General features: G+C 73.8%; 19 protein-coding genes. 14 read left to right on the top strand and 5 right to left on the bottom strand.

The features are described 5' to 3' along the window. Window positions 1–40: 40 nt before the first annotated feature. A complete protein-coding gene (locus LO771_RS23585) occupies window positions 41–667 on the bottom strand; it encodes a hypothetical protein (protein WP_374228226.1) in 627 nt (208 codons plus the stop codon). Between the two features lie 135 nt (window positions 668–802). On the opposite strand from LO771_RS23585, the gene hemL reads away from it, so the two are divergent. The 7 genes from hemL to ccsB all read left to right on the top strand — a co-directional run bounded on the left by hemL (window position 803) and on the right by ccsB (window position 8,105). Further along, on the top strand, window positions 803–2,134 hold the full coding sequence (hemL, locus tag LO771_RS23590; RefSeq protein ID WP_230746196.1) for a glutamate-1-semialdehyde 2,1-aminomutase: 1,332 nt from the start codon (window positions 803–805) through the stop codon (window positions 2,132–2,134). 74 nt (window positions 2,135–2,208) lie between these two features. Next, window positions 2,209–2,856 (top strand): histidine phosphatase family protein, encoded by a 648-nt coding sequence (locus LO771_RS23595; protein ID WP_230746333.1) that lies wholly within the window; start codon window positions 2,209–2,211, stop codon window positions 2,854–2,856. A gap of 179 nt (window positions 2,857–3,035) precedes the next feature. Further along, a complete protein-coding gene (locus LO771_RS23600; protein ID WP_230746204.1) occupies window positions 3,036–3,605 on the top strand; it encodes a type 1 glutamine amidotransferase domain-containing protein in 570 nt (189 codons plus the stop codon). An 88-nt stretch (window positions 3,606–3,693) separates the two neighbouring features. Then, on the top strand, window positions 3,694–4,305 hold the full coding sequence (locus LO771_RS23605; RefSeq protein ID WP_230746206.1) for a TlpA disulfide reductase family protein: 612 nt from the start codon (window positions 3,694–3,696) through the stop codon (window positions 4,303–4,305). Then, entirely contained in the window at window positions 4,302–5,111 is an 810-nt protein-coding gene (locus LO771_RS23610; RefSeq protein ID WP_308188987.1) for a cytochrome c biogenesis protein CcdA, read from the top strand. The genes LO771_RS23605 and LO771_RS23610 overlap by 4 nt, the downstream gene beginning before the upstream one ends. A 13-nt stretch (window positions 5,112–5,124) precedes the next feature. After that, window positions 5,125–6,966 carry a cytochrome c biogenesis protein ResB gene (locus LO771_RS23615; protein WP_230746208.1) on the top strand — a complete coding sequence of 614 codons (1,842 nt, stop codon included), beginning with the start codon at window positions 5,125–5,127 and terminating at the stop codon, window positions 6,964–6,966. Window positions 6,967–6,968: 2 nt separating this feature from the next. After that, window positions 6,969–8,105: a c-type cytochrome biogenesis protein CcsB gene (ccsB, locus tag LO771_RS23620; RefSeq protein WP_230746337.1), complete on the top strand. Its 1,137-nt coding sequence runs from the start codon at window positions 6,969–6,971 to the stop codon at window positions 8,103–8,105. A gap of 81 nt (window positions 8,106–8,186) precedes the next feature. Here the strand turns inward: ccsB and LO771_RS23625 are convergent, their stop codons facing one another. The 4 genes from LO771_RS23625 to LO771_RS23640 form a co-directional block, all read right to left on the bottom strand. Continuing rightward, on the bottom strand, window positions 8,187–8,396 hold the full coding sequence (locus LO771_RS23625; protein ID WP_230746210.1) for an acyl-CoA carboxylase epsilon subunit: 210 nt from the start codon (window positions 8,394–8,396) through the stop codon (window positions 8,187–8,189). Window positions 8,397–8,431: 35 nt separating this feature from the next. After that, entirely contained in the window at window positions 8,432–10,042 is a 1,611-nt protein-coding gene (locus tag LO771_RS23630; RefSeq protein ID WP_230746212.1) for an acyl-CoA carboxylase subunit beta, read from the bottom strand. A 530-nt stretch (window positions 10,043–10,572) separates the two neighbouring features. Further along, window positions 10,573–11,025 (bottom strand): nucleoside deaminase, encoded by a 453-nt coding sequence (locus LO771_RS23635; protein WP_230746214.1) that lies wholly within the window; start codon window positions 11,023–11,025, stop codon window positions 10,573–10,575. A 197-nt stretch (window positions 11,026–11,222) separates the two neighbouring features. After that, window positions 11,223–11,657, bottom strand: coding sequence for a PLD nuclease N-terminal domain-containing protein (locus LO771_RS23640; RefSeq protein ID WP_230746216.1), 435 nt, complete (start codon window positions 11,655–11,657; stop codon window positions 11,223–11,225). A gap of 84 nt (window positions 11,658–11,741) precedes the next feature. Here LO771_RS23640 and LO771_RS23645 point away from each other — a divergent pair, with 84 nt between their 5' ends. The 7 genes from LO771_RS23645 to LO771_RS23675 all read left to right on the top strand — a co-directional run bounded on the left by LO771_RS23645 (window position 11,742) and on the right by LO771_RS23675 (window position 18,590). Beyond that, entirely contained in the window at window positions 11,742–13,199 is a 1,458-nt protein-coding gene (locus tag LO771_RS23645) for a menaquinone biosynthesis decarboxylase (protein ID WP_230746218.1), read from the top strand. Beyond that, window positions 13,196–14,125, top strand: a complete 930-nt coding sequence (gene mqnP / locus LO771_RS23650; protein ID WP_230746220.1) for a menaquinone biosynthesis prenyltransferase MqnP — start codon at window positions 13,196–13,198, stop codon at window positions 14,123–14,125. The genes LO771_RS23645 and mqnP overlap by 4 nt, the downstream gene beginning before the upstream one ends. 88 nt (window positions 14,126–14,213) lie before the next feature. Continuing rightward, window positions 14,214–14,981, top strand: coding sequence for a UbiX family flavin prenyltransferase (locus LO771_RS23655; protein ID WP_230746222.1), 768 nt, complete (start codon window positions 14,214–14,216; stop codon window positions 14,979–14,981). A 131-nt stretch (window positions 14,982–15,112) separates the two neighbouring features. Next, on the top strand, window positions 15,113–15,577 hold the full coding sequence (locus LO771_RS23660; protein WP_230746342.1) for an Lrp/AsnC family transcriptional regulator: 465 nt from the start codon (window positions 15,113–15,115) through the stop codon (window positions 15,575–15,577). A gap of 92 nt (window positions 15,578–15,669) precedes the next feature. Next, window positions 15,670–16,674 carry a threonine/serine dehydratase gene (locus LO771_RS23665; protein WP_230746224.1) on the top strand — a complete coding sequence of 335 codons (1,005 nt, stop codon included), beginning with the start codon at window positions 15,670–15,672 and terminating at the stop codon, window positions 16,672–16,674. An 84-nt stretch (window positions 16,675–16,758) separates the two neighbouring features. Continuing rightward, window positions 16,759–17,922, top strand: a complete 1,164-nt coding sequence (gene mqnE, locus LO771_RS23670; RefSeq protein ID WP_230746226.1) for an aminofutalosine synthase MqnE — start codon at window positions 16,759–16,761, stop codon at window positions 17,920–17,922. 143 nt (window positions 17,923–18,065) lie between these two features. After that, a complete protein-coding gene (locus LO771_RS23675; RefSeq protein WP_230746228.1) occupies window positions 18,066–18,590 on the top strand; it encodes a GNAT family N-acetyltransferase in 525 nt (174 codons plus the stop codon). The last annotated feature ends 87 nt before the right edge of the window (window positions 18,591–18,677 follow it).

An 18,677-nucleotide genomic window follows, 5' to 3' on the forward strand; every position in this document is an offset into this window, starting at 1 on the left:
CGGCCGCCCCGGCAGGTGCTCCCCGGCGGGTTCTCCCCGGTCAGGGCCAGACGAGGCAGAAGAGCTGGTGGCCGGCGTCGTGGAGGCGGTTGGCGAAGTCCTGCCACTCGTGGAGCATCTTGTAGATCACGAAGGCGTCGCGCGGCCCGCGGCGGTCGGGGACGGTGGACCAGATGAAGGCGGCGGCGCCCAGCTCGGTCTCGTCCGCCTTGCGCAGGGGCTCGACGACGCTGGAGGGCAGCTGGACCACGGCGTAGTCGGGGTGCAGGACGACCAGCTCCAGGGGCGGCACCTGCTGGAGCGGCACGCCCTTGATGCCGGTGAGCACCATCGCGCTCATCGTCTCCGGCTTGATCTTGGTGGAGAGGTGGCGCCCCACGGCGTCCTCGCGCTCGAAGGCGCGCTCCTCCGCCTCGATGCGCTCCTCCGCGCCGATGAGGTCGCCGAGGCGGCCCAGGGTGCCGAGCTCGCCGGCGTCGAGGCCGAGTCCGTCGCGGCCGAGGGCGGTGGGCACGCGGGCTGCGGTGGCGCGGTCCGGCGCCCCGAAGTACTTGTAGGTCACCCCCACCCGGCCACCGCCTCCCCTCTCTCTCCCCGCTGAATCCGCAGCCCTCCGGTAGGGCCCGGCCGTCCTCTCGGAGTCGTCACGCTCGGACACTCGGACCATCCTCACCGGAGTTCGCCGAAACCGACAGACCTGGCGCTGCCGCCCGCCCGCTGAGCGGTACTGCATGGTGCACCCCGATCATCGTTCCAGATGATCGGGCGGGACATGCCGATGGGACGGACACGATTTGAGACCATGTCCTGTGTGAGCTATCCGTACGAAGCCCCAGTGTCCCAGACGTTGTTCGAGCGCGCGTCGGTCGTGACCCCCGGCGGGGTCAACTCGCCCGTGCGCGCCTTCCGAGCCGTGGGCGGTACGCCCCGGTTCATGGTGTCCGGTACCGGTCCGTACCTCACCGACGCCGACGGCCGCGAGTACGTCGACCTGGTGTGCTCGTGGGGACCGATGATTCTCGGCCATTCCCACCCCGCCGTCCTGGAGGCCGTCCGGGCCGCCGTCGCCCGGGGCACCTCCTTCGGCACCCCCGGCCAGGGCGAGGTCGAGCTCGCCGAGGAGATCGTCGACCGGATCGCGCCGGTCGAGCAGGTGCGCCTGGTGTCCTCCGGCACCGAGGCGACCATGTCGGCGATCCGCCTCGCGCGCGGTTTCACCAGGCGGTCCAAGGTCGTCAAGTTCGCGGGCTGCTACCACGGTCATGTTGACGCGCTGCTGGCCGCCGCCGGTTCAGGTGTGGCGACTTTCGGTCTTCCGGACAGCCCCGGCGTGACCGGCGCGCAGGCCGGCGACACCATCGTGCTGCCCTACAACGACCTCGACGCGGTGCGCGCCGCCTTCGCCGCCCACCCCGGCGAGATCGCCTGCGTGATCACCGAGGCGTCCCCCGGCAACATGGGCGTGGTCCCGCCGCTGCCCGGCTTCAACCGCGGCCTGTCCGAGGTCTGCCGCGAGAACGGCGCCCTGCTGGTCTCCGACGAGGTCATGACCGGCTTCCGCGTCTCCCGCGCCGGCTGGTACGGCCTGGAGGCCGCCCACGAGGGCTGGGCGCCGGACCTGCTCACCTTCGGCAAGGTCATGGGCGGCGGCTTCCCCGCCGCGGCCTTCGGCGGCCGCGCCGACGTCATGGCCCACCTGGCCCCGGCCGGCCCCGTCTACCAGGCGGGCACCCTCTCCGGGAACCCGGTGGCCACCGCCGCGGGCCTCGCCCAGCTGCGCCACTGCACCGACGAGGTGTACGCCACGGTCGACCGCGTCGCCGCCGAGGTCTCCGGCCTGGTCTCCGAGGCGCTGGCCAAGGAGGGCGTCGCCCACCGGGTGCAGCACGCGGGCAGCATGTTCTCGGTCTTCTTCACCGACCGCGAGGTGACCGACTACGAGCGGGCGAAGGAGCAGGAGGCCTTCCGCTTCACCGCCTTCTTCCACAGCATGCTCTCCCAGGGCGTGTACCTGCCGCCGTCCGCCTTCGAGTCCTGGTTCCTCTCCGCCTCGCACGACGACCGCGCCGTCGCGCGGATCGCCGACGCGCTCCCGGCGGCGGCCCGTGCCGCGGCCGAGGCCCGGCCCGCGTAGTCTCGGTCCGCCGACCCGTACCCCCTGAAGGAGCAGCTCAGGTGAGCAGCAAAGACGTCACAGTCGTCCACCTCATGCGCCACGGCGAGGTGCACAACCCGGAGGGCGTGCTGTACGGCCGGCTGCCCGACTACCACCTGTCCGAGCTCGGCAAGGAGATGGCCGAGCGGGTCGCCGACCACCTCGCGGGCCGTGACATCGCCCACGTGGTGGCCTCCCCGCTGGAGCGGGCCCAGGAGACCGCCGCTCCCATCGCGGCCGCGCACGGCCTGGCGACCGCGGTGGACGAGCGGCTCATCGAGGCGGAGAACGTCTTCCAGGGCAAGACCTTCGGCGTCGGCGACGGCTCGCTGCGCAAGCCCTCGCACTGGAAGCACCTCACCAACCCCTTCCGCCCGTCGTGGGGCGAGCCGTACATCGAGCAGGTCGTGCGGATGATGGGCGCGCTGGGCGCCGCCCGGGACGCCGCCCGCGGCCGGGAGGCGGTCTGCGTCAGCCACCAGCTGCCGATCTGGGTCACCCGCTGCTTCGCCGAGCACCGGCGGCTGTGGCACGACCCGCGGCGGCGGCAGTGCTCGCTGGCCTCGCTGACCAGCTTCACGTACGAGGGCGACCGGATCGTCTCCGTCGGGTACAGCGAGCCCGCCCGCGACCTGCTGCCCGCGCACCTCACCGGCAAGGGCGGCGGCAGCCGGCCGGTGGGCCGCAGCTTCGGGGCCTGAGCGGCCCGGCCGGCCGGGGCTGCCCCGGGCCGGCCCCCCAGGGGCCCCGCCCGCCGCGACCGGCGGGCGGGGCCCCTGGTTTCCGTCCGGAGGCCCCGGGAAGGGGCGCGAAGGGGGACAGAACCCCCCAGGGGCGCAGGCCCCGCACGCGCACCCGAACGGAAGGAGGGTGGTCCGCTGTGTCCACCACCCTGGAGGGCAGGACCGTCGCATTCCTCGTCGCCACCGAGGGCATCGAGCAGGTCGAACTGACCGGCCCGTGGCAGGCGGTGGAGGCGGCCGGCGGCCGGCCCCGGCTGGTCTCGACCAGGCCGGGACGGGTCCAGGCCTTCAACCACCTGGACAAGGCCGACACCTTCGAGGTCCACGACGTGGCCGGCGAGGTCTCCGCGGGCCACTACGACGCCCTGGTGCTGCCCGGCGGCGTCGCCAACCCCGACGCGCTGCGCCTGGACCGGGACGCGGTCGCCTTCGCCAGGGCGTTCTTCGACGCGGGCAAGCCCGTCGCCGCCATCTGCCACGCCCCCTGGACGCTCATCGAGGCCGGGGTGCTCGGCGGCCGCACGCTCACCTCCTGGCCCAGCCTGCACACCGACATCGCCAACGCGGGCGGCCACTGGGTCGACGAGGAGGTCAAGGTCTGCCGGAGCGGCCCGAACGTCCTCGTCACCAGCCGCAAGCCGGGCGACCTCAAGGCCTTCGAGGAGACGCTGGTCGCCGAGTTCGCCGAGGGGCCCAAGCAGGGCTGAACCGGGGCCCGGCCGCCCCCGCCGCGGGTGTGACGCGGGACACCCGACCCCGGTGAAGGTCCTCCGGGAGCCATGCGAAACTTTTCACATGAGTCCTGTCCGACCCGCCTCCCGCCGCACCCGCGCACGACTGGCGGCCCTCGCCGGCGCCGCCGTGCTCGCCGCCGCCGGATGCTCCGCCTCGGGCTCCGGGGTCGGCGACACGGCCGGCGCCGGCTTCGTCAGCGGCAAGGGCGGCATCGACACCGTCGCCGCGGGCCACCGCCAGGCCGCACCGGACATCTCGGGCGAGACCGTGGACGGCGGGCACGCCGCCCTCTCCGACTACCGGGGCAAGGTCGTCGTCGTCAACGTCTGGGGCTCCTGGTGCTCGCCCTGCCGGGCCGAGGCCGCGGGCCTGCAGCAGACCTGGGCCGCGTACAAGGACAAGGGCGTGCAGTTCCTCGGGATCAACACCCGGGACACCAGCGCCGACAACGCCCGGGTCTTCGAGAAGAACTTCGGCGTCACCTACCCCAGCCTCTACGACCCGGACGGCACCCAGGTCCTGCGCTTCCCCAAGGGCACCCTGAACCCCCAGGCCATCCCCTCCACCCTCGTGGTCGACCGCGACGGGCGGATCGCCGCCCGCGCCCTCAAGCCGCTCGCCCGGGAGGACGTCGAGGCCATGCTGAAGCCGGTCGTCGCGGAGAAGCCGTGACCGGCCCCCTCGCCGCCGGGGCCCTCCCCGCCGGCACCCTCCTCGCCGCGGCGGACGGCACCAACGAGACCGTGCTGCGGGGCGCCCTGCTGCTCGCCGTCCCGGTCGCCCTGCTGGCCGGCCTGGTGTCGTTCTTCTCCCCCTGCGTGCTGCCGCTGGTCCCGGGCTACCTCTCCTACGTCACCGGCTTCTCCGCCGCCGACCTCGCCGACGCCGAGGGGCGCCGCCGCGGCCGGATGCTGCTCGGCTCGCTGCTCTTCGTCCTCGGCTTCACCGCCGTCTTCGTCTCCACCGGCGCGCTCTTCGGCTTCTTCGGCCAGACCCTCCTCACGTACCGCCGCACGATCTCGGTGGTGATGGGCGTCGTGACGATCCTCATGGGCCTGGCCTTCATGGGCCTGCTCCCGGGCTTCACCCTGCGCGAGGTCCGCTCCCACCGCCGCCCCGCGGTCGGCCTGGCCGGGGCCCCGCTGCTCGGCGTCGTCTTCGGCGTCGGCTGGACCCCCTGCATCGGCCCGACCCTCGCCTCGCTGAACACCCTGTCCATGTACCAGGCCAGTGCCGGGCGGGCGGCCCTCCTGATGGCGGTCTACTGCCTCGGACTGGGCGTACCGTTCGTCGTGGCGGCGCTCGCCTTCCGCCGTGCGCTCGGCGCGTTCGGCTGGATCAAGCGCCACTACCAGTGGGTGCTGCGCATCGGCGGCGGCATGCTCGTCGCCGTCGGACTGCTGCTCGTGACCGGGGCCTGGGACTCCCTGGTCTCCCAGCTGCAGTCCGCCACCCAGGACTTCTCGATCGGAATCTGACTGTGAGCAGCCTGTGAGCAACACGGACACCGGGAGCACCACGGACACCGGCAGCCCCGACCCGCGCCGGCCGCTCGACGACGAGGCGGCCGCCGAGCGCCTCTCCACCGCACCCGTCGAGGAGCGGCCCGACGACGCCGCGCCCGCCTTCGGGGTCCTCGGCTGGCTGCGCTGGACGTGGCGGCAGCTGACCTCCATGCGGGTGGCGCTGATCCTGCTCTTCCTGCTCTCCCTGGCCGCCGTCCCCGGCTCGCTGATCCCGCAGACCAGCGCCAACGCCCTGCGGGTCGCCCAGTGGAAGGCCGACCACCCCGGCCTCGCCCCGCTGTACGAGCGGCTGCAGCTCTTCGACGTGTACAGCTCGGTGTGGTTCTCCGCCGTCTACATCCTGCTCTTCGTCTCGCTGGCCGGCTGCATCGTCCCGCGGACGTGGCAGTTCGCCGGCGTGCTGCGCAGCCGCCCCCCGGCGGCGCCCCGCACCCTCTCCCGCATGCCGGTGTACGCGACCTGGCGCACCGCGGCGGACCCGCAGCAGGTCACCGCGGCCGCGGAGCGGCTGCTGCGCGGCCGCCGCTTCCGCGTCCACGCCTCCGGCGGCGCGGTCGCCGCGGAGAAGGGCTACCTGCGCGAGGTCGGCAACCTGCTCTTCCACATCTCGCTCTTCGGCCTGCTCGTCGCCATGGCGTGGGGCAGCGTGGGCGGCGGCCAGGGCGGCAAGCTGGTGCTGGAGGGGCAGGGCTTCTCCAACACCATGACCCAGTACGACGACTTCCAGGGCGCGCCCTTCTACGGCGCCGACCAGCTGGAGCCCTTCGGCTTCAAGCTCGACGGCTTCAGCGCCACGTACCAGACCCGGGGCGACCAGCTCGGCACCCCGCGGGACTTCACCGCCCGCATCCGGTACTGGACCGGCACCGACAGCAGCCGGCTGCACAAGGGCGCCATCAAGGTGAACGAGCCGCTGGAGGTGGCGGGCAGCAAGGTCTACCTCATCGGCCACGGCTACTCGCCCGTCGTCACCGTGCGCAACGGCAGGGGGGACGTCGTCTTCCACGGCCCCACCCCCTTCCTGCCGCAGGACAACAACCTGACCTCCACGGGCGCGATCAAGGTCGGCGACTACGGCACCAGGGACGGGAAGCCGGGGCGGAAGGTGCAGCTGGGCTTCTCCGGCATCTTCTCGCCCACCGCCCCCGTCAAGGCGGACCCGCTCACCGGCTGGAACTCGCTCTTCCCCGCCGCCGCCGACCCCAAGCTGATCCTCACCGCCTGGGCGGGCGACCTGGGCACCGACGCGGGCATCCCGCAGAACGTGTACCAGCTCGACACCAGCCACATGAAGCAGCTCCGGCAGGACGGCGACCTCGCGAGGGCCGCGCTCAAGCCGGGCCAGGGCTGGAAGCTCCCCGACGGCTACGGCACCCTCACCTTCGACGGCTACCAGCAGTGGGCCAGCTTCACCATCGCCCACCGCCCCGGCAACGCCGTGGCCCTGGGCAGCGCGGTGCTCGCCGTGCTCGGCCTGATCGGCTCCCTGCTGATCCAGCGCCGCAGGGTGTGGGTCCGCGCCTCGGCCGTCGGGGGCGCCACCGTCGTGGAGACGGCGGGCCTGGCCCGCAGCGAGTCCGCGAGGATCGCCGAGGAGCTGGCCGAGCTCGCCGTCGCCCTCCAGGACGACGCACCCGCCGCCGAGGACGGTCCGCAGGACCCCGACGGCCCGCAGGACCGGAACGGCCCCGGGGACCGGGACGGCGCAGAAGACCGGGACGGCGCAGAAGACCGGAACGACGCAGGGACCCGTGAGCACGCGGAGGCGCGGCCCCACGGATCCGGGACGACCGAGGAGAGGGGTTGACAGTGGTCCTTGCCACGGCGGTCAACGAACACCTGGCCAACATCTCCAACTACCTGATCTACTCGGCGATGGCCGTGTACCTGCTGGCGATGCTCGCCCACTGCTTCGAGTGGACCTTCGGCAGCCGCGGAGCCGTCGCCCGCCGCTCCGCCGAGCAGGGCGGCTCGCTCGCCGAGGCCGCGGCGGCCGCCGCGCGCCCCGCCGGGGCCCGGAAGGTCACCGTCACCGTCGCCTCCGCGGGCGGCGGCACCACCACGCTCACCCGCACGGCCCTGGCCGGCGAGGGCGCCGCCGTGGTCACCAGCGGCCGCGGCGGCGACGAGGCCGACGGGCCGGGCGCGGCCGGCACCGACGAGCAGGCGGACCTGCTGGGCCGCATGGCGGTCTCCCTCACCGTGCTCGGCGCGCTGGTCCACTTCGGCGGCGTGCTCACCCGCGGCCTGTCGGTGACGCGCTGGCCGTGGGGGAACATGTACGAGTTCTCCTGCGCCCTGGCCCTGACCGCCGTCCTGGCCTACCTGGGGCTGCTGGCGGCCGGGAAAAAGGTGCGCTGGCTCGGCCTGCCGGTGGTGCTCTCCGCGCTGCTGACGCTGGGCCTGGCCGTCACGGTCCTGTACACGGACTCCGAGCAGCTCGTCCCGGCGCTGCACTCCTACTGGCTGGCCATCCACGTCTCGGCGGCGATCGTCTGCGGCGGCGCGTTCTACGCGGCCTTCGTGGCCACCGCGCTGTACCTGCTCAAGGACGCCTACGAGAAGCGGGCCGCGGCCGGAAAGGACGGCGGCCCGCTGGGCGTCGCGCCGTCCGTGTGGCGGCGGCTGCCGGCGGCGGGCACCCTCGACAAGCTGGCGTACCGTATCAACGCGGTGATCTTCCCGCTGTGGACGTTCACCATCATCGCGGGCGCCATCTGGGCCGAGAAGGCGTGGGGCCGCTACTGGGAGTGGGACCCCAAGGAGACCTGGTCCTTCATCACCTGGGTCGCCTACGCCGCCTACCTCCACGCCCGCGCCACCGCCGGCTGGAAGGGCCGCAAGGCCGCCTACCTGGCGCTCCTGGCGTTCGCCTGCTTCCTCTTCAACTACTACGGCGTCAACATCTTCGTCACCGGCAAGCACTCCTACGCCGGCGTCGGCTGACCCCGTACCCCCGCCCGCACGCACGGAGGCGGCCCGGCACCCCCGCGAGGGGTGCCGGGCCGCCTCCGTGCGTACCGGGTGTCAGGCGGCGGTCTGCCAGCTGAGCGGCGAGTCGTAGGAGGGGCGGCGCTCCAGGCGCTGCCAGCGGGCGACGGGCTCGGGCCGGACGGCCTGCTGCCGGGCGCCGCCGCCGGCGGCGGCCCGGGCGAGGAGGACGGCGGTGAGGGCGGCCAGCTCCTCGTCGGTGAGGCTGCCCCTGACGATCTGGAACGCTGGGACGACCTGGGTCATCGGCGGTGCTCCTTCGGGCGTTTCGACGGTGCCGGTCACTGGGGCGGGTTGCCGTGCTTGCGGGAGGGCAGGTCGGCGTGCTTGGTGCGGAGCATGGCCAGGGAGGCGATGAGGACCCTGCGGGTGTCGGCGGGGTCGATGACGTCGTCGACCAGGCCGCGCTCGGCCGCGTAGTAGGGGTGCATCAGCTCGGCCTTGTAGTGCTTGACCATCTGCTCCCGCTTGGCCGCGGGGTCCTCGGCGGCGGCGATCTCCCGGCGGAAGATGACGTTGGCCGCGCCCTCGGCGCCCATCACGGCGATCTCGTTGGTGGGCCAGGCGTAGGACAGGTCGGCGCCCACGCTGCGCGAGTCCATGACGATGTAGGCGCCGCCGTAGGCCTTGCGCAGGATCAGCTGGATGCGCGGCACGGTGGCGTTGCAGTAGGCGTAGAGCAGCTTGGCGCCGTGGCGGATGATGCCGCCGTGCTCCTGGTCGACGCCGGGCAGGAAGCCGGGCACGTCGAGGAGGGTCAGCAGCGGGATGTTGAAGGCGTCGCACATCTGGACGAAGCGGGCGGCCTTCTCGGACGCCTCGATGTCCAGCACGCCGGCCAGCGACTGCGGCTGGTTGGCAATGATGCCCACCACCTGGCCGTCCAGGCGGGCCAGGGCGCAGATCACGTTGGTGGCCCAGCGCTCGTGGACCTCCATGAAGGTGGCGTCGTCGACGACCTCCTCGATGACCTTGCGCATGTCGTACGGCCGGTTGCCGTCGGCGGGCACCAGGTCGAGCAGCGACTCGCAGCGGCGGTCGGCCGGGTCGTCGGTCGCCACCGGCGGCGGGGTCTCGCGGTTGTTCTGCGGGAGCAGCGAGAGGAGGTAGCGCACCTCCTCCAGGCAGGTCTGCTCGTCGTCGTAGGCGAAGTGGGCGACGCCGGAGACCTCGGCGTGCACGTCGGCGCCGCCGAGGCCGTTCTGGGAGATCTGCTCGCCGGTGACGGCCTTGACGACGTCGGGGCCGGTGATGAACATCTGCGAGGTCTCGCGGACCATGAAGACGAAGTCGGTCAGCGCGGGGCTGTAGGCGGCGCCGCCGGCGCACGGGCCGAGCATCACCGAGATCTGCGGGATGACGCCGGAGGCGCGGGTGTTGCGCTGGAAGATGCCGCCGTAGCCGGCGAGCGCGGTGACGCCCTCCTGGATGCGGGCGCCGGCGCCGTCGTTGAGGGAGACCAGGGGCGCCCCGGCCGCGATGGCCATGTCCATGATCTTGTGGATCTTCTGGGCGTGGGCCTCGCCCAGCGCGCCGCCGAAGATCCGGAAGTCGTGGGCGTACACGAAGACCGTGCGGCCGTGGACGGTGCCCCAGCCGGTGACCACGCCGTCGGTGTACGGCTTCTTCGCCTCCAGGCCGAAGCCGGCCGCCCGGTGGCGGCGCAGCGGCTCCACCTCGTTGAAGGAGTCCTCGTCCAGCAGCAGGGCGATCCGCTCGCGGGCGGTCAGCTTGCCCTTCGCGTGCTGGGCCGCGGTCGCCGCCTCGCTCGGACCGTCGACGGCCTGCTTCCTGATGTCGCGCAGCTCGGCGACCCGCCCCCGCGCGTCTGCCGGGGCCTCGGCGGCGGGTTCGGCCGCCTCCCCGGTGGTCGCCTCTTGCAGAACCGTCATCTCCCACCACTCCATGTCTGTCCGGAATCGCTCGACGGCCGGTTCGGCGGCTCCCCCACGGCGTCGTGGGGGGCGGCCCGCGACAGCAGGATCGGCTGCGGCGGCTGCGAACACTTCCCTTACGACCTTACGAGCGGTCCGCTCGCCGCGCGGGGGTCGATTCCGTACAAGGTCCGGCCGGATTCCATGTCCGAGCCGGACAGGAGCACACCGCGGCCAATGTGCACAAACGGGGCGACAGGTGCGCCTCCGCCTGTCCGGAACCGCCCTCCGGGCCCGGTGGACGCCGAGTTCGGCCGGGACGGCGTCCGCCCTGCGCGCGCCGTCCGCGGTAGCGCCCCGCCCGCCGCCGTGTACTCCGTACGGGTGAATCGGGGCGGGGTGCGGAGGCCGTCGCAGCCGGTCCGCCCCCGCGGCTCCGAACGAGTGACGCGGGCCCCTCCGGCGCCCGGCACCCGTGCGGTGCGCCCCTCCGGCCCTGTGCGCCCCTCCGGCCCGGTGCGCCCCTCCGGGGGCCGGCCGGCCCCGGGTCAGTCCCCGATGTCCTCGAACCAGAGCTCCGGCTGCTCCCGGACGAACCGCTCCATCAGGGCGGTGCACTCCGGGTCGTCCAGCACCACGACCTCCACGCCGTGCCCGCGCAGCCAGTCGTGGCCGCCGGAGAAGGTCGAAGCCTCGCCCACCACGACCCGGCCGATGCCGAACTGCCGCACCAGCCCGCTGCAGTACCAGCACGGGGACAGCGTCGTGGCCATCGTCGTGCGGCCGTACCCGCGCCTGCGGCCCGCCGCCCGGAACGCCGCGGTCTCCGCGTGCAGCGACGGGTCGCCGTCCTGCACCCTGCGGTTGCGGCCGCGCCCCAGCACCTCGCCGTCCGGGCCGAACAGGGCGGCCCCGATCGGGATCCCGCCCTCGGCCAGCCCGGCCCGCGCCTCCTCGACCGCCACCGCCAGCATCGCCCGCAGATCCGCCGCCTCGCCCATGCCCCCACTCTCCCGGCCCCGGGGCGCCGCGGCAACGCACGTGCGGCGGCCCGGCGCGCCGCCGCCGTACGACGCACCGTCACCCGGGCGCACCGTCACCCGGGCGCGCCGTCACCCCGCCCCGCGGGCACGGCGCCGGTCCCGCCCGCGGGCACGGCGCCCGCCCGGCCCGCCCGCGGGGGCGGCCCGGCGGGAGGTCAGTCCTCGGCCCCCCGGCCGCCGTCCGCCTCGTCGGCGCGGTCCGCCCGGCGCCGCAGCTCCTCCTCGCGGCGGCGCAGGTCGGACTCCCACTGCTTCAGCATGTCCTCGTGGGCCGCGTTGTGCTTCCCGAGCGAGGCCAGGAACTCCGGGTCGTCGTCCGGTGCCAGCACGCGGCGCTGCGGCCGCCCGTCCTCCGGGCGGCCGTCGGCGTCCGACGGCCACGGCGCCCGCCGGCGCGCCGCGCCGACGCGCGCCCGGCCCGCGACCAGCCAGGCGATCGGGCCGACCAGCACCTCGCCGAGGAAGAGGATGACGAGGATCCACACCACCTTGGGCAGGTGGCGGACCTCCTCCTCGGGCGTGATCAGGCAGTCGACGAAGGCCCAGACCCACAGGGCGAGCACGATCAGGAACGGCAGGTACCTCAGCACGGCGGTGCATCTCCCCCGGTACGGACACGGCCCAGGGGGACCTCATGGCGGGTCCAGGGTAGTGGGTGGCGGATACTGGCAGGCATGGCATACGACGACCTTCGGTCCTTCCTGCGGGCGCTGGAGCGCGAGGGCGAGCTGAAACGCGTCAAGGCGCAGGTCGACCCCTACCTGGAGGTCGGCGAGATCGTCGACCGGGTGCAGAAGGCCAAGGGCCCGGCGCTGCTCTTCGAGAACGTCAAGGGCTCGTCGATGCCGCTGGCCATGAACGTCTTCGGCACCGAGCGGCGGCTGGCCAAGGCGCTCGGCCTGAAGTCCGCCGACGAGATCGGGCAGCGGATCGCCGGACTGCTCAAGCCCGAGCTGCCGCAGGGCTTCACCGGCTTCCGCGACGCCTTCGGCAAGCTCGCGTCCATGGCGCACGTGCCGCCGCGCAAGGTCAAGCCGGGCGACGCGCCGGTGCAGGAGACCGTCCTCACCGGCGACGACGTCGACCTGGAGCAGCTCCCGGCCCTCTTCACCTGGCCCCAGGACGGCGGGTCCTTCTTCAACCTGGGCCTGACCCACACCAAGGACCCCGAGACCGGGGTGCGCAACCTCGGCCTGTACCGGCTGCAGCGCCACGACCGGCGCACCATCGGCATGCACTGGCAGATCCACAAGGACAGCAGCAACCACTACCAGGTGGCCGCCCGGCGCGGCGAGCGCCTGCCGGTGGCCATCGCCTTCGGCTGCCCGCCCGCCGTGACGTACGCCGCCACCGCGCCGCTGCCCGGCGACATCGACGAGTACATGTTCGCCGGCTTCGTGCAGGGCGAGCGGGTGCGGATGGTGGACTGCCGGACGGTGCCGCTCCAGGTGCCCGCCGACGCCGAGGTGGTGCTGGAGGGCTGGCTGGAGCCCGGCGAGATGCTGCCGGAGGGCCCGTTCGGCGACCACACCGGCTTCTACACCCCGCAGGAGCCCTTCCCGGCGCTGACGATCGACTGCGTCACCATGCGCCGCCGCCCGCTCCTCCAGTCCATCGTGGTGGGCCGGCCGCCGACCGAGGACGGGCCGCTGGGGAAGTTCACCGAGCGGTTCTTCCTGCCCCTGCTGAAGATCATCGTCCCGGACATCGTCGACTACGACCTGCCCGAGGCCGGCGGCTTCCACAACTGCGTGATCGTCTCGATCGACAAGAAGTACCCCAAGCACGCCCAGAAGGTCATGCACGCCATCTGGGGCGCCCACATGATGTCGCTGACCAAGCTCATCGTCGTGGTGGACTCGGACTGCGACGTGCACGACTACCACGAGGTCGCCTGGCGGGCCTTCGGCAACACCGACTACAGCCGCGACCTGGTCGTGGTCGAGGGGCCGGTCGACCACCTGGACCACGCCTCCTACCAGCAGTTCTGGGGCGGCAAGGCCGGTATCGACGCCACCCGCAAGCTGCCGGCCGAGGGCTACACCCGCGACGGCGGCTGGCCCGAGATGGTCCTGTCCGACCCGGACACCGCCGACCTGGTGACCCGGCGCTGGAAGGAGTACGGCCTGTGAGCAGCGCCGCCGACGCCCTCGGGCACGCGACCCCGCCCCCGGCCGCGCCCGCCCCCGGCCGCACCCGGGCGTTCCTGCGCCTGGTGATGATCGAGCACTCGGTCTTCGCGCTGCCCTTCGCCTACATCGCCGCGCTCACCGCGATGCACCTCGACGGCGGCACGGTGCGCTGGCTCGACCTGCTGCTGGTCACCCTCGCCATGGTCGGCCTGCGGACCTTCGCCATGGCCGCCAACCGGATCATCGACCGCGAGATCGACGCCCGGAACCCCCGCACCGCGGGCCGCGAACTGGTCACCGGCGCCGTCTCCGTCCGCTCGGCCTGGACCGGCGCCCTCGTCGCCCTGGCCGTCTTCCTCGGCGCGGCCGCCCTGCTCAACCCGCTCTGCCTGGCCCTGGCGCCGGTCGCGGTCGTGCCGATGGTGGTCTACCCGTACGGCAAGCGGTTCACGGACTTCCCGCACGCCATCCTCGGCCTCGCCCAGGCCATGGGCCCGGTCGGCGCCTGGATCGCCGTCACCGGCACCTGGTCGTGGGACGCGGTGGTGCTCGGCCTGGCCGTCGGCGTCTGGATCGGCGGCTTCGACCTGATCTTCGCCTGCCAGGACGTCGCCGCCGACCGCGCCCACGGGGTGAGGTCCGTCCCGGCCCGCTTCGGCATCGCGGCCGCCCTGAACGGCGCACGCGCCTCCCACGTGGTCACAACGGGCCTGCTCGCCTGGTACGCCGTCCTCACCGACGCCGGACCGGCCTTCTGGCTCGGCCTCGCCGTCGTGGCCTGCGCCTTCCTGTACGAGCACGCCATCGTCCGGCCGGACGACCTCTCCCGGCTCAACCGGGCCTTCTTCACGGTCAACGGCTTCGTCGGCATCGCGCTCTTCTGCTTCGCCCTGCTGGACCTCGTCCTGCGCGGTCTGGGGGTCTAGCCCGGCCACGGCCTCCGGCGCCCCCGGGTGCCGCCCCGCCGACGGGCCGCCGCCTTCGGATCGAAGGTGCCGAAGGTAGAGTGCGGGTGTGGCTGAGTCGGCGGCAGTGCAGCAGCAGGAGCGGCCGCGGCGGCCGTGGGTGGTCGGCGTGTCCGGGGCGTCCGGCACGCCCTACGCGGCCTCGGTGGTCCGGGCGCTGCTGGCAGCGGGCGAGGACGTCGACCTGGTGGTGAGCCGGGCGGCCCGCCTCACCATCCTGGACGAGACCGGGATCTCCTTCCGTGACGGCCACTGGCGCGACGACCTGGGCGCGTGGCTGGCGCAGGGCCTCGGCGACTCCCCGGCCCCGGAGGCCCCCGCCGGCCTGGACCGGGTCCGGTACTGGCCCGCGGGCGACCTGGCGGCGGGGCCGTCCAGCGGCTCGTACCCCGCCAAGGGGATGCTCGTGGTGCCCGCCAGCACCGCCTCCGTCGCCGGGATCGCGCTCGGCCTCTCCAAGGACCTGCTGCAGCGGGCCGCCTCGGTGACGCTCAAGGAGCGGCGCCCGCTGGTGGTCGCGGTGCGCGAGACCCCGCTGAACGGCCAGACCCTGCGCCAGCTGGTGGCGCTGGACGAGGCGGGCGCGGTGGTCCTCCCGGCGTCGCCCGCCTTCTACGCGGGCGGCTCCACCGCGCAGCAGCTGGTGGACTTCGTCGCCGGCCGGGTCCTGGACGCGGCCGGGGTCCCGCACACCCTCTACCGCCGCTGGCGCGGCGCCCTGGGCGGGGCGCGCGCGGAGGCCGCCGGGCACGCCGCGGACGCCGGCAGCGGCGGGCCGGGGGAGCGGGTCGGCGCCGCCCCCGGGCGGGGGGAGTGAGCGGGGTGCGCGGAACGGAGTATGTTCTGGGGGACTTCGGGGACGGGGACGCCCCGGAGCCTTGGATTCCGAATGCCGGAGCGCGGGTTCGGCAACGATGCGGAGGGTCCGCGTAGGTGAGAGAGCACAGCATGGACGCGGTGGACCGACAGCTCATCCAGGCGCTGCGGGAGAACGGCCGGGCCTCCTACGCGGAGCTGGGCCGCCTGGTGGGCCTCTCCGGCCCCAGCGTCACCGACCGCATCAACCGCCTGGAGCAGGCGGGTGTGATCACCGGCTACCGGGCGACGGTGAACCCCGCCGCGCTCGGCTTCGGCGTGACGGCCCTGATCGGCCTCCAGCTCAGCGACGCCGCCGACCACGAGGACGTGGCGCGCAGGCTCAAGGACCTCGGCGAGGTCGAGGACTGCTGGTTCATCGCCGGTGACGACTCCTACATGCTCAAGGTCCGCGTCTCCGACGTCGACGGCCTGGAGTCGGTCGTCAAGCGGCTGTCCGGCACCCGCGGGGTGGCGCGCACCCGGACCACCGTGGTGCTCTCCACCAAGTGGGAGAACCGGGTGACCACCGCGCCGGAGGAGCCCGAGCAGCGGTAGGCGGCGGACGGGGCCGCCGGCGCGGCAAACGGGGCCGCGGCGGCCCACCACGACGAGGCGCCCCGGGGAGGGGCGCGGACGGGAGCGGGCGCATGGCACCGGAGCGCACGGCACCGGAGCGCACGGCACTGGTGGGGCCGGCCGAGCTGGAGCAGGCCCGGCAGCGGATCGCGGGCACGGTGGTGCGCACCCCGCTGCTGCCCTGCCCCTGGGCCGACGACGGACAGCACACCCTGCTGCTCAAGCCGGAGAACCTGCAGCCCACGGGCGCCTTCAAACTGCGCGGCGCCTTCAACCGGCTGGCCGCCCTCACCCCCGAGGAGGCCGCCCGCGGCGTGGTCGCCCAGTCCAGCGGCAACCACGCGCAGGCCGTCGCCTACGCGGCCCGGCGGCTCGGCGTCAGGGCCGTCGTCGTCATGCCCGACACCTCCCCGGCGGTCAAGGTCGACGCCACCCGCGCGTACGGCGCCGAGGTGCTGGTCGTCCCGCCGGAGGAGCGCGACACCCTCCCGCCGAGGCTCGTCGCGGAGCACGGCTACGTCCACGTGCCGCCGTACGACGACCCGTACGTCATCGCCGGGCAGGGCACCGTCGGCCTGGAGATCGCCGAGGACGCCGCCGCGCTGGGCGCCGCCGTGGACACCGTCCTGGTGCCCGTCAGCGGGGGAGGCCTCATCTCCGGCGTCGCGGCCGCCGTGAAGCACACCATGCCCGGCGTGAAGGTCGTCGGCGTCGAGCCGGAGCTCGCCGCCGACGCCCGCGAGTCGCTGCGCACCGGCGCCCTGGTGGCCTGGCCCGTGGACCGCACCTACCGCACCCTCGCCGACGGCCTGCGCACCACCTCCCTCGGCCGGCTGCCCTTCGAGCACGTCAGGGCGTACGTCGACGACATCGTGACGGTGACCGAGGACGAGATCCGGCAGGCCGTCGCCGTGCTCGCCCGGCGGGCCCGCACCGTCGCCGAGCCCTCCGGCGCGGTCGCCGCCGCCGCCCACCTCTTCCGCGGCGCCGACCTGCCGCCCGGCGGCACCCGGGTCGCCGTGGTCAGCGGCGGGAACGTCGACCCCCGCCTGCTGGCGGAGCTGCTCGCGGCGTGAGCACCGGGCAGGCGTAGGCTCAGGTGGTTGCACCGGACACGGGAGCACGGCCACCGGGCACGGAACGAGGAGGCGGAGACGCGCATGGACGCAGGACTCAAGCGCGAGCTGGAGGCGAAGGTCCTCGCGGGCGAGCGGCTGTCCCGGGAGGACGGCGTCGCGCTCTACGAGAGTGACGACCTGGCCTGGCTGGGCGGGCTGGCGCACCACGTGCGGACCGAGAAGAACGGCGACGTCGTCCACTTCAACGTCAACCGCCACCTCAACATGACCAACGTCTGCAGCGCCTCCTGCGCGTACTGCTCCTTCCAGCGCAAGCCGGGGGAGAAGGACGCGTACACCATGCGCATCGAGGAGGCCGTGCGCCTGGCCAAGGCCATGGAGAACGACCAGCTCACCGAGCTGCACATCGTCAACGGCCTGCACCCCACGCTGCCCTGGCGCTACTACCCGCGCAGCCTGCGGGAGCTGAAGAAGGCGCTGCCGAACGTGGCGCTGAAGGCGTTCACCGCCACCGAGATCCACTGGTTCGAGCGGATCAGCGGCATGCCCGCCGACGAGATCCTGGACGAGCTGATCGACGCCGGCCTGGAGTCGCTGACCGGCGGCGGCGCCGAGATCTTCGACTGGGAGGTGCGGCAGCACATCGTCGACCACGACACCCACTGGGAGGACTGGTCGCGCATCCACCGCCTGGCGCACTCCAAGGGCCTGAAGACCCCCTCGACCATGCTCTACGGCCACATCGAGGAGCCCCGCCACCGCGTGGACCACGTGCTGCGGCTCCGCGAGCTGCAGGACGAGACCGGCGGCTTCCAGGTCTTCATCCCGCTGCGGTACCAGCACGACTTCCACGACTCCAAGGACGGGAAGATCCGCAACCGGCTGCAGGCCCGCACCGAGATGGCGACCGGCGCCGAGGCGCTGAAGACCTTCGCGGTCTCCCGGCTGCTCTTCGACAACGTGCCGCACGTCAAGGTGTTCTGGGTGATGCACGGCCTGACCACCGCCCAGCTGGCGCTGAGCCACGGCGCCGACGACATGGACGGCTCGGTCGTCGAGTACAAGATCACCCATGACGCGGACAACTTCGGCACGCCCAACAAGCTGGGCCGCGACGACCTGCTGGAGCTGATCCGGGACGCGGGCTTCCGCCCGGTGGAGCGCAACACCCGCTACGAGGTGATCCGCGAGTACGAGGGTCCGGACCCGCAGCGCCGCGAGCAGCCGCAGGCCATGCGCCTCTGACGCTCCGTCAGGCGGCAGGAGCGACCCGGGCCCCGGCCCCGCCCGCAGGGCGGCCGGGGCCCCGGCGCGTCCGGGGGGCGGGCGCGGACCCCGCCCCGGGCACCGCGCCGTCGCCGGCGCCGCCTGGCCTAGGCTCGGTGGCCATGGACCTCACCTTCGCCCTCGACCCCGAGATGACCCCGGCCCTGCGCGACGAGGTCGTCGCGCTGTGGACCGACGTCAGCAACGCGGGCGGCGCCGTCGGCTTCGTCGCCCCCGTCACCGCCGAGCGGGTGCGGCCCGTGGCGGAGCGCCAGCTCGACGGCGTCGCCGACGGCCCCGACCGCCTCCTCACCGCCCGCGACGACGCCACCGGGCGGCTCGCGGCCCTGCTCTTCCTCGAGTCCCAGCGGTTCGACCTCATGGAGCACTGGCGGCTGCTCAAGCGGGTCATGGTCCACCCCGGCCTCCAGGGCCGCGGGTACGGCGCGATGCTCCTCGCCGAGGCCGAGCGGGTCGCCCGGGAGTGGGGGCTGGCCGGGCTGAAGCTCACCCTGCGCGGCGGCCTCGGCCTGGAGGGGTTCTACGGCCGCAGCGGCTACCGGGAGGTCGGCCGGGTCCCCGGCGCCATCCGGGTCGCCGACGGCGACGACCGGGACGACGTCACCATGTGGCTCGACCTGCGGTGACCCGCGCGGCGCGGCGCGGGGGCCGGGCCCGTACCGGAGCACCGCCCCGGGCGTGCTTGACTGGAGGAGGGACCGGCACGGCCGGCC

Origin of the sequence: Streptacidiphilus sp. ASG 303 (genome assembly GCF_020991365.1) — a bacterium.
Taxonomy (GTDB): domain Bacteria; phylum Actinomycetota; class Actinomycetes; order Streptomycetales; family Streptomycetaceae; genus Peterkaempfera.

Excerpts from the sequence above, each read along its gene's own strand:
- LO771_RS23585 (WP_374228226.1), bottom strand. The coding sequence starts at position 667 with ATGGTCCGAGTGTCCGAGCGTGACGACTCCGAGAGGACGGCCGGGCCC.
- LO771_RS23645 (WP_230746218.1), top strand. The coding sequence starts at position 11,742 with ATGGCATACGACGACCTTCGGTCCTTCCTGCGGGCGCTGGAGCGCGAG.
- LO771_RS23665 (WP_230746224.1), top strand. The coding sequence starts at position 15,670 with ATGGCACCGGAGCGCACGGCACCGGAGCGCACGGCACTGGTGGGGCCG.
- mqnE (WP_230746226.1), top strand. The coding sequence starts at position 16,759 with ATGGACGCAGGACTCAAGCGCGAGCTGGAGGCGAAGGTCCTCGCGGGC.
- LO771_RS23660 (WP_230746342.1), top strand. The coding sequence starts at position 15,113 with ATGGACGCGGTGGACCGACAGCTCATCCAGGCGCTGCGGGAGAACGGC.
- LO771_RS23635 (WP_230746214.1), bottom strand. The coding sequence starts at position 11,025 with ATGGGCGAGGCGGCGGATCTGCGGGCGATGCTGGCGGTGGCGGTCGAG.
- LO771_RS23630 (WP_230746212.1), bottom strand. The coding sequence starts at position 10,042 with ATGACGGTTCTGCAAGAGGCGACCACCGGGGAGGCGGCCGAACCCGCC.
- LO771_RS23605 (WP_230746206.1), top strand. The coding sequence starts at position 3,694 with ATGAGTCCTGTCCGACCCGCCTCCCGCCGCACCCGCGCACGACTGGCG.
- LO771_RS23595 (WP_230746333.1), top strand. The coding sequence starts at position 2,209 with ATGCGCCACGGCGAGGTGCACAACCCGGAGGGCGTGCTGTACGGCCGG.
- LO771_RS23625 (WP_230746210.1), bottom strand. The coding sequence starts at position 8,396 with ATGACCCAGGTCGTCCCAGCGTTCCAGATCGTCAGGGGCAGCCTCACC.
- hemL (WP_230746196.1), top strand. The coding sequence starts at position 803 with ATGTCCTGTGTGAGCTATCCGTACGAAGCCCCAGTGTCCCAGACGTTG.
- LO771_RS23675 (WP_230746228.1), top strand. The coding sequence starts at position 18,066 with ATGGACCTCACCTTCGCCCTCGACCCCGAGATGACCCCGGCCCTGCGC.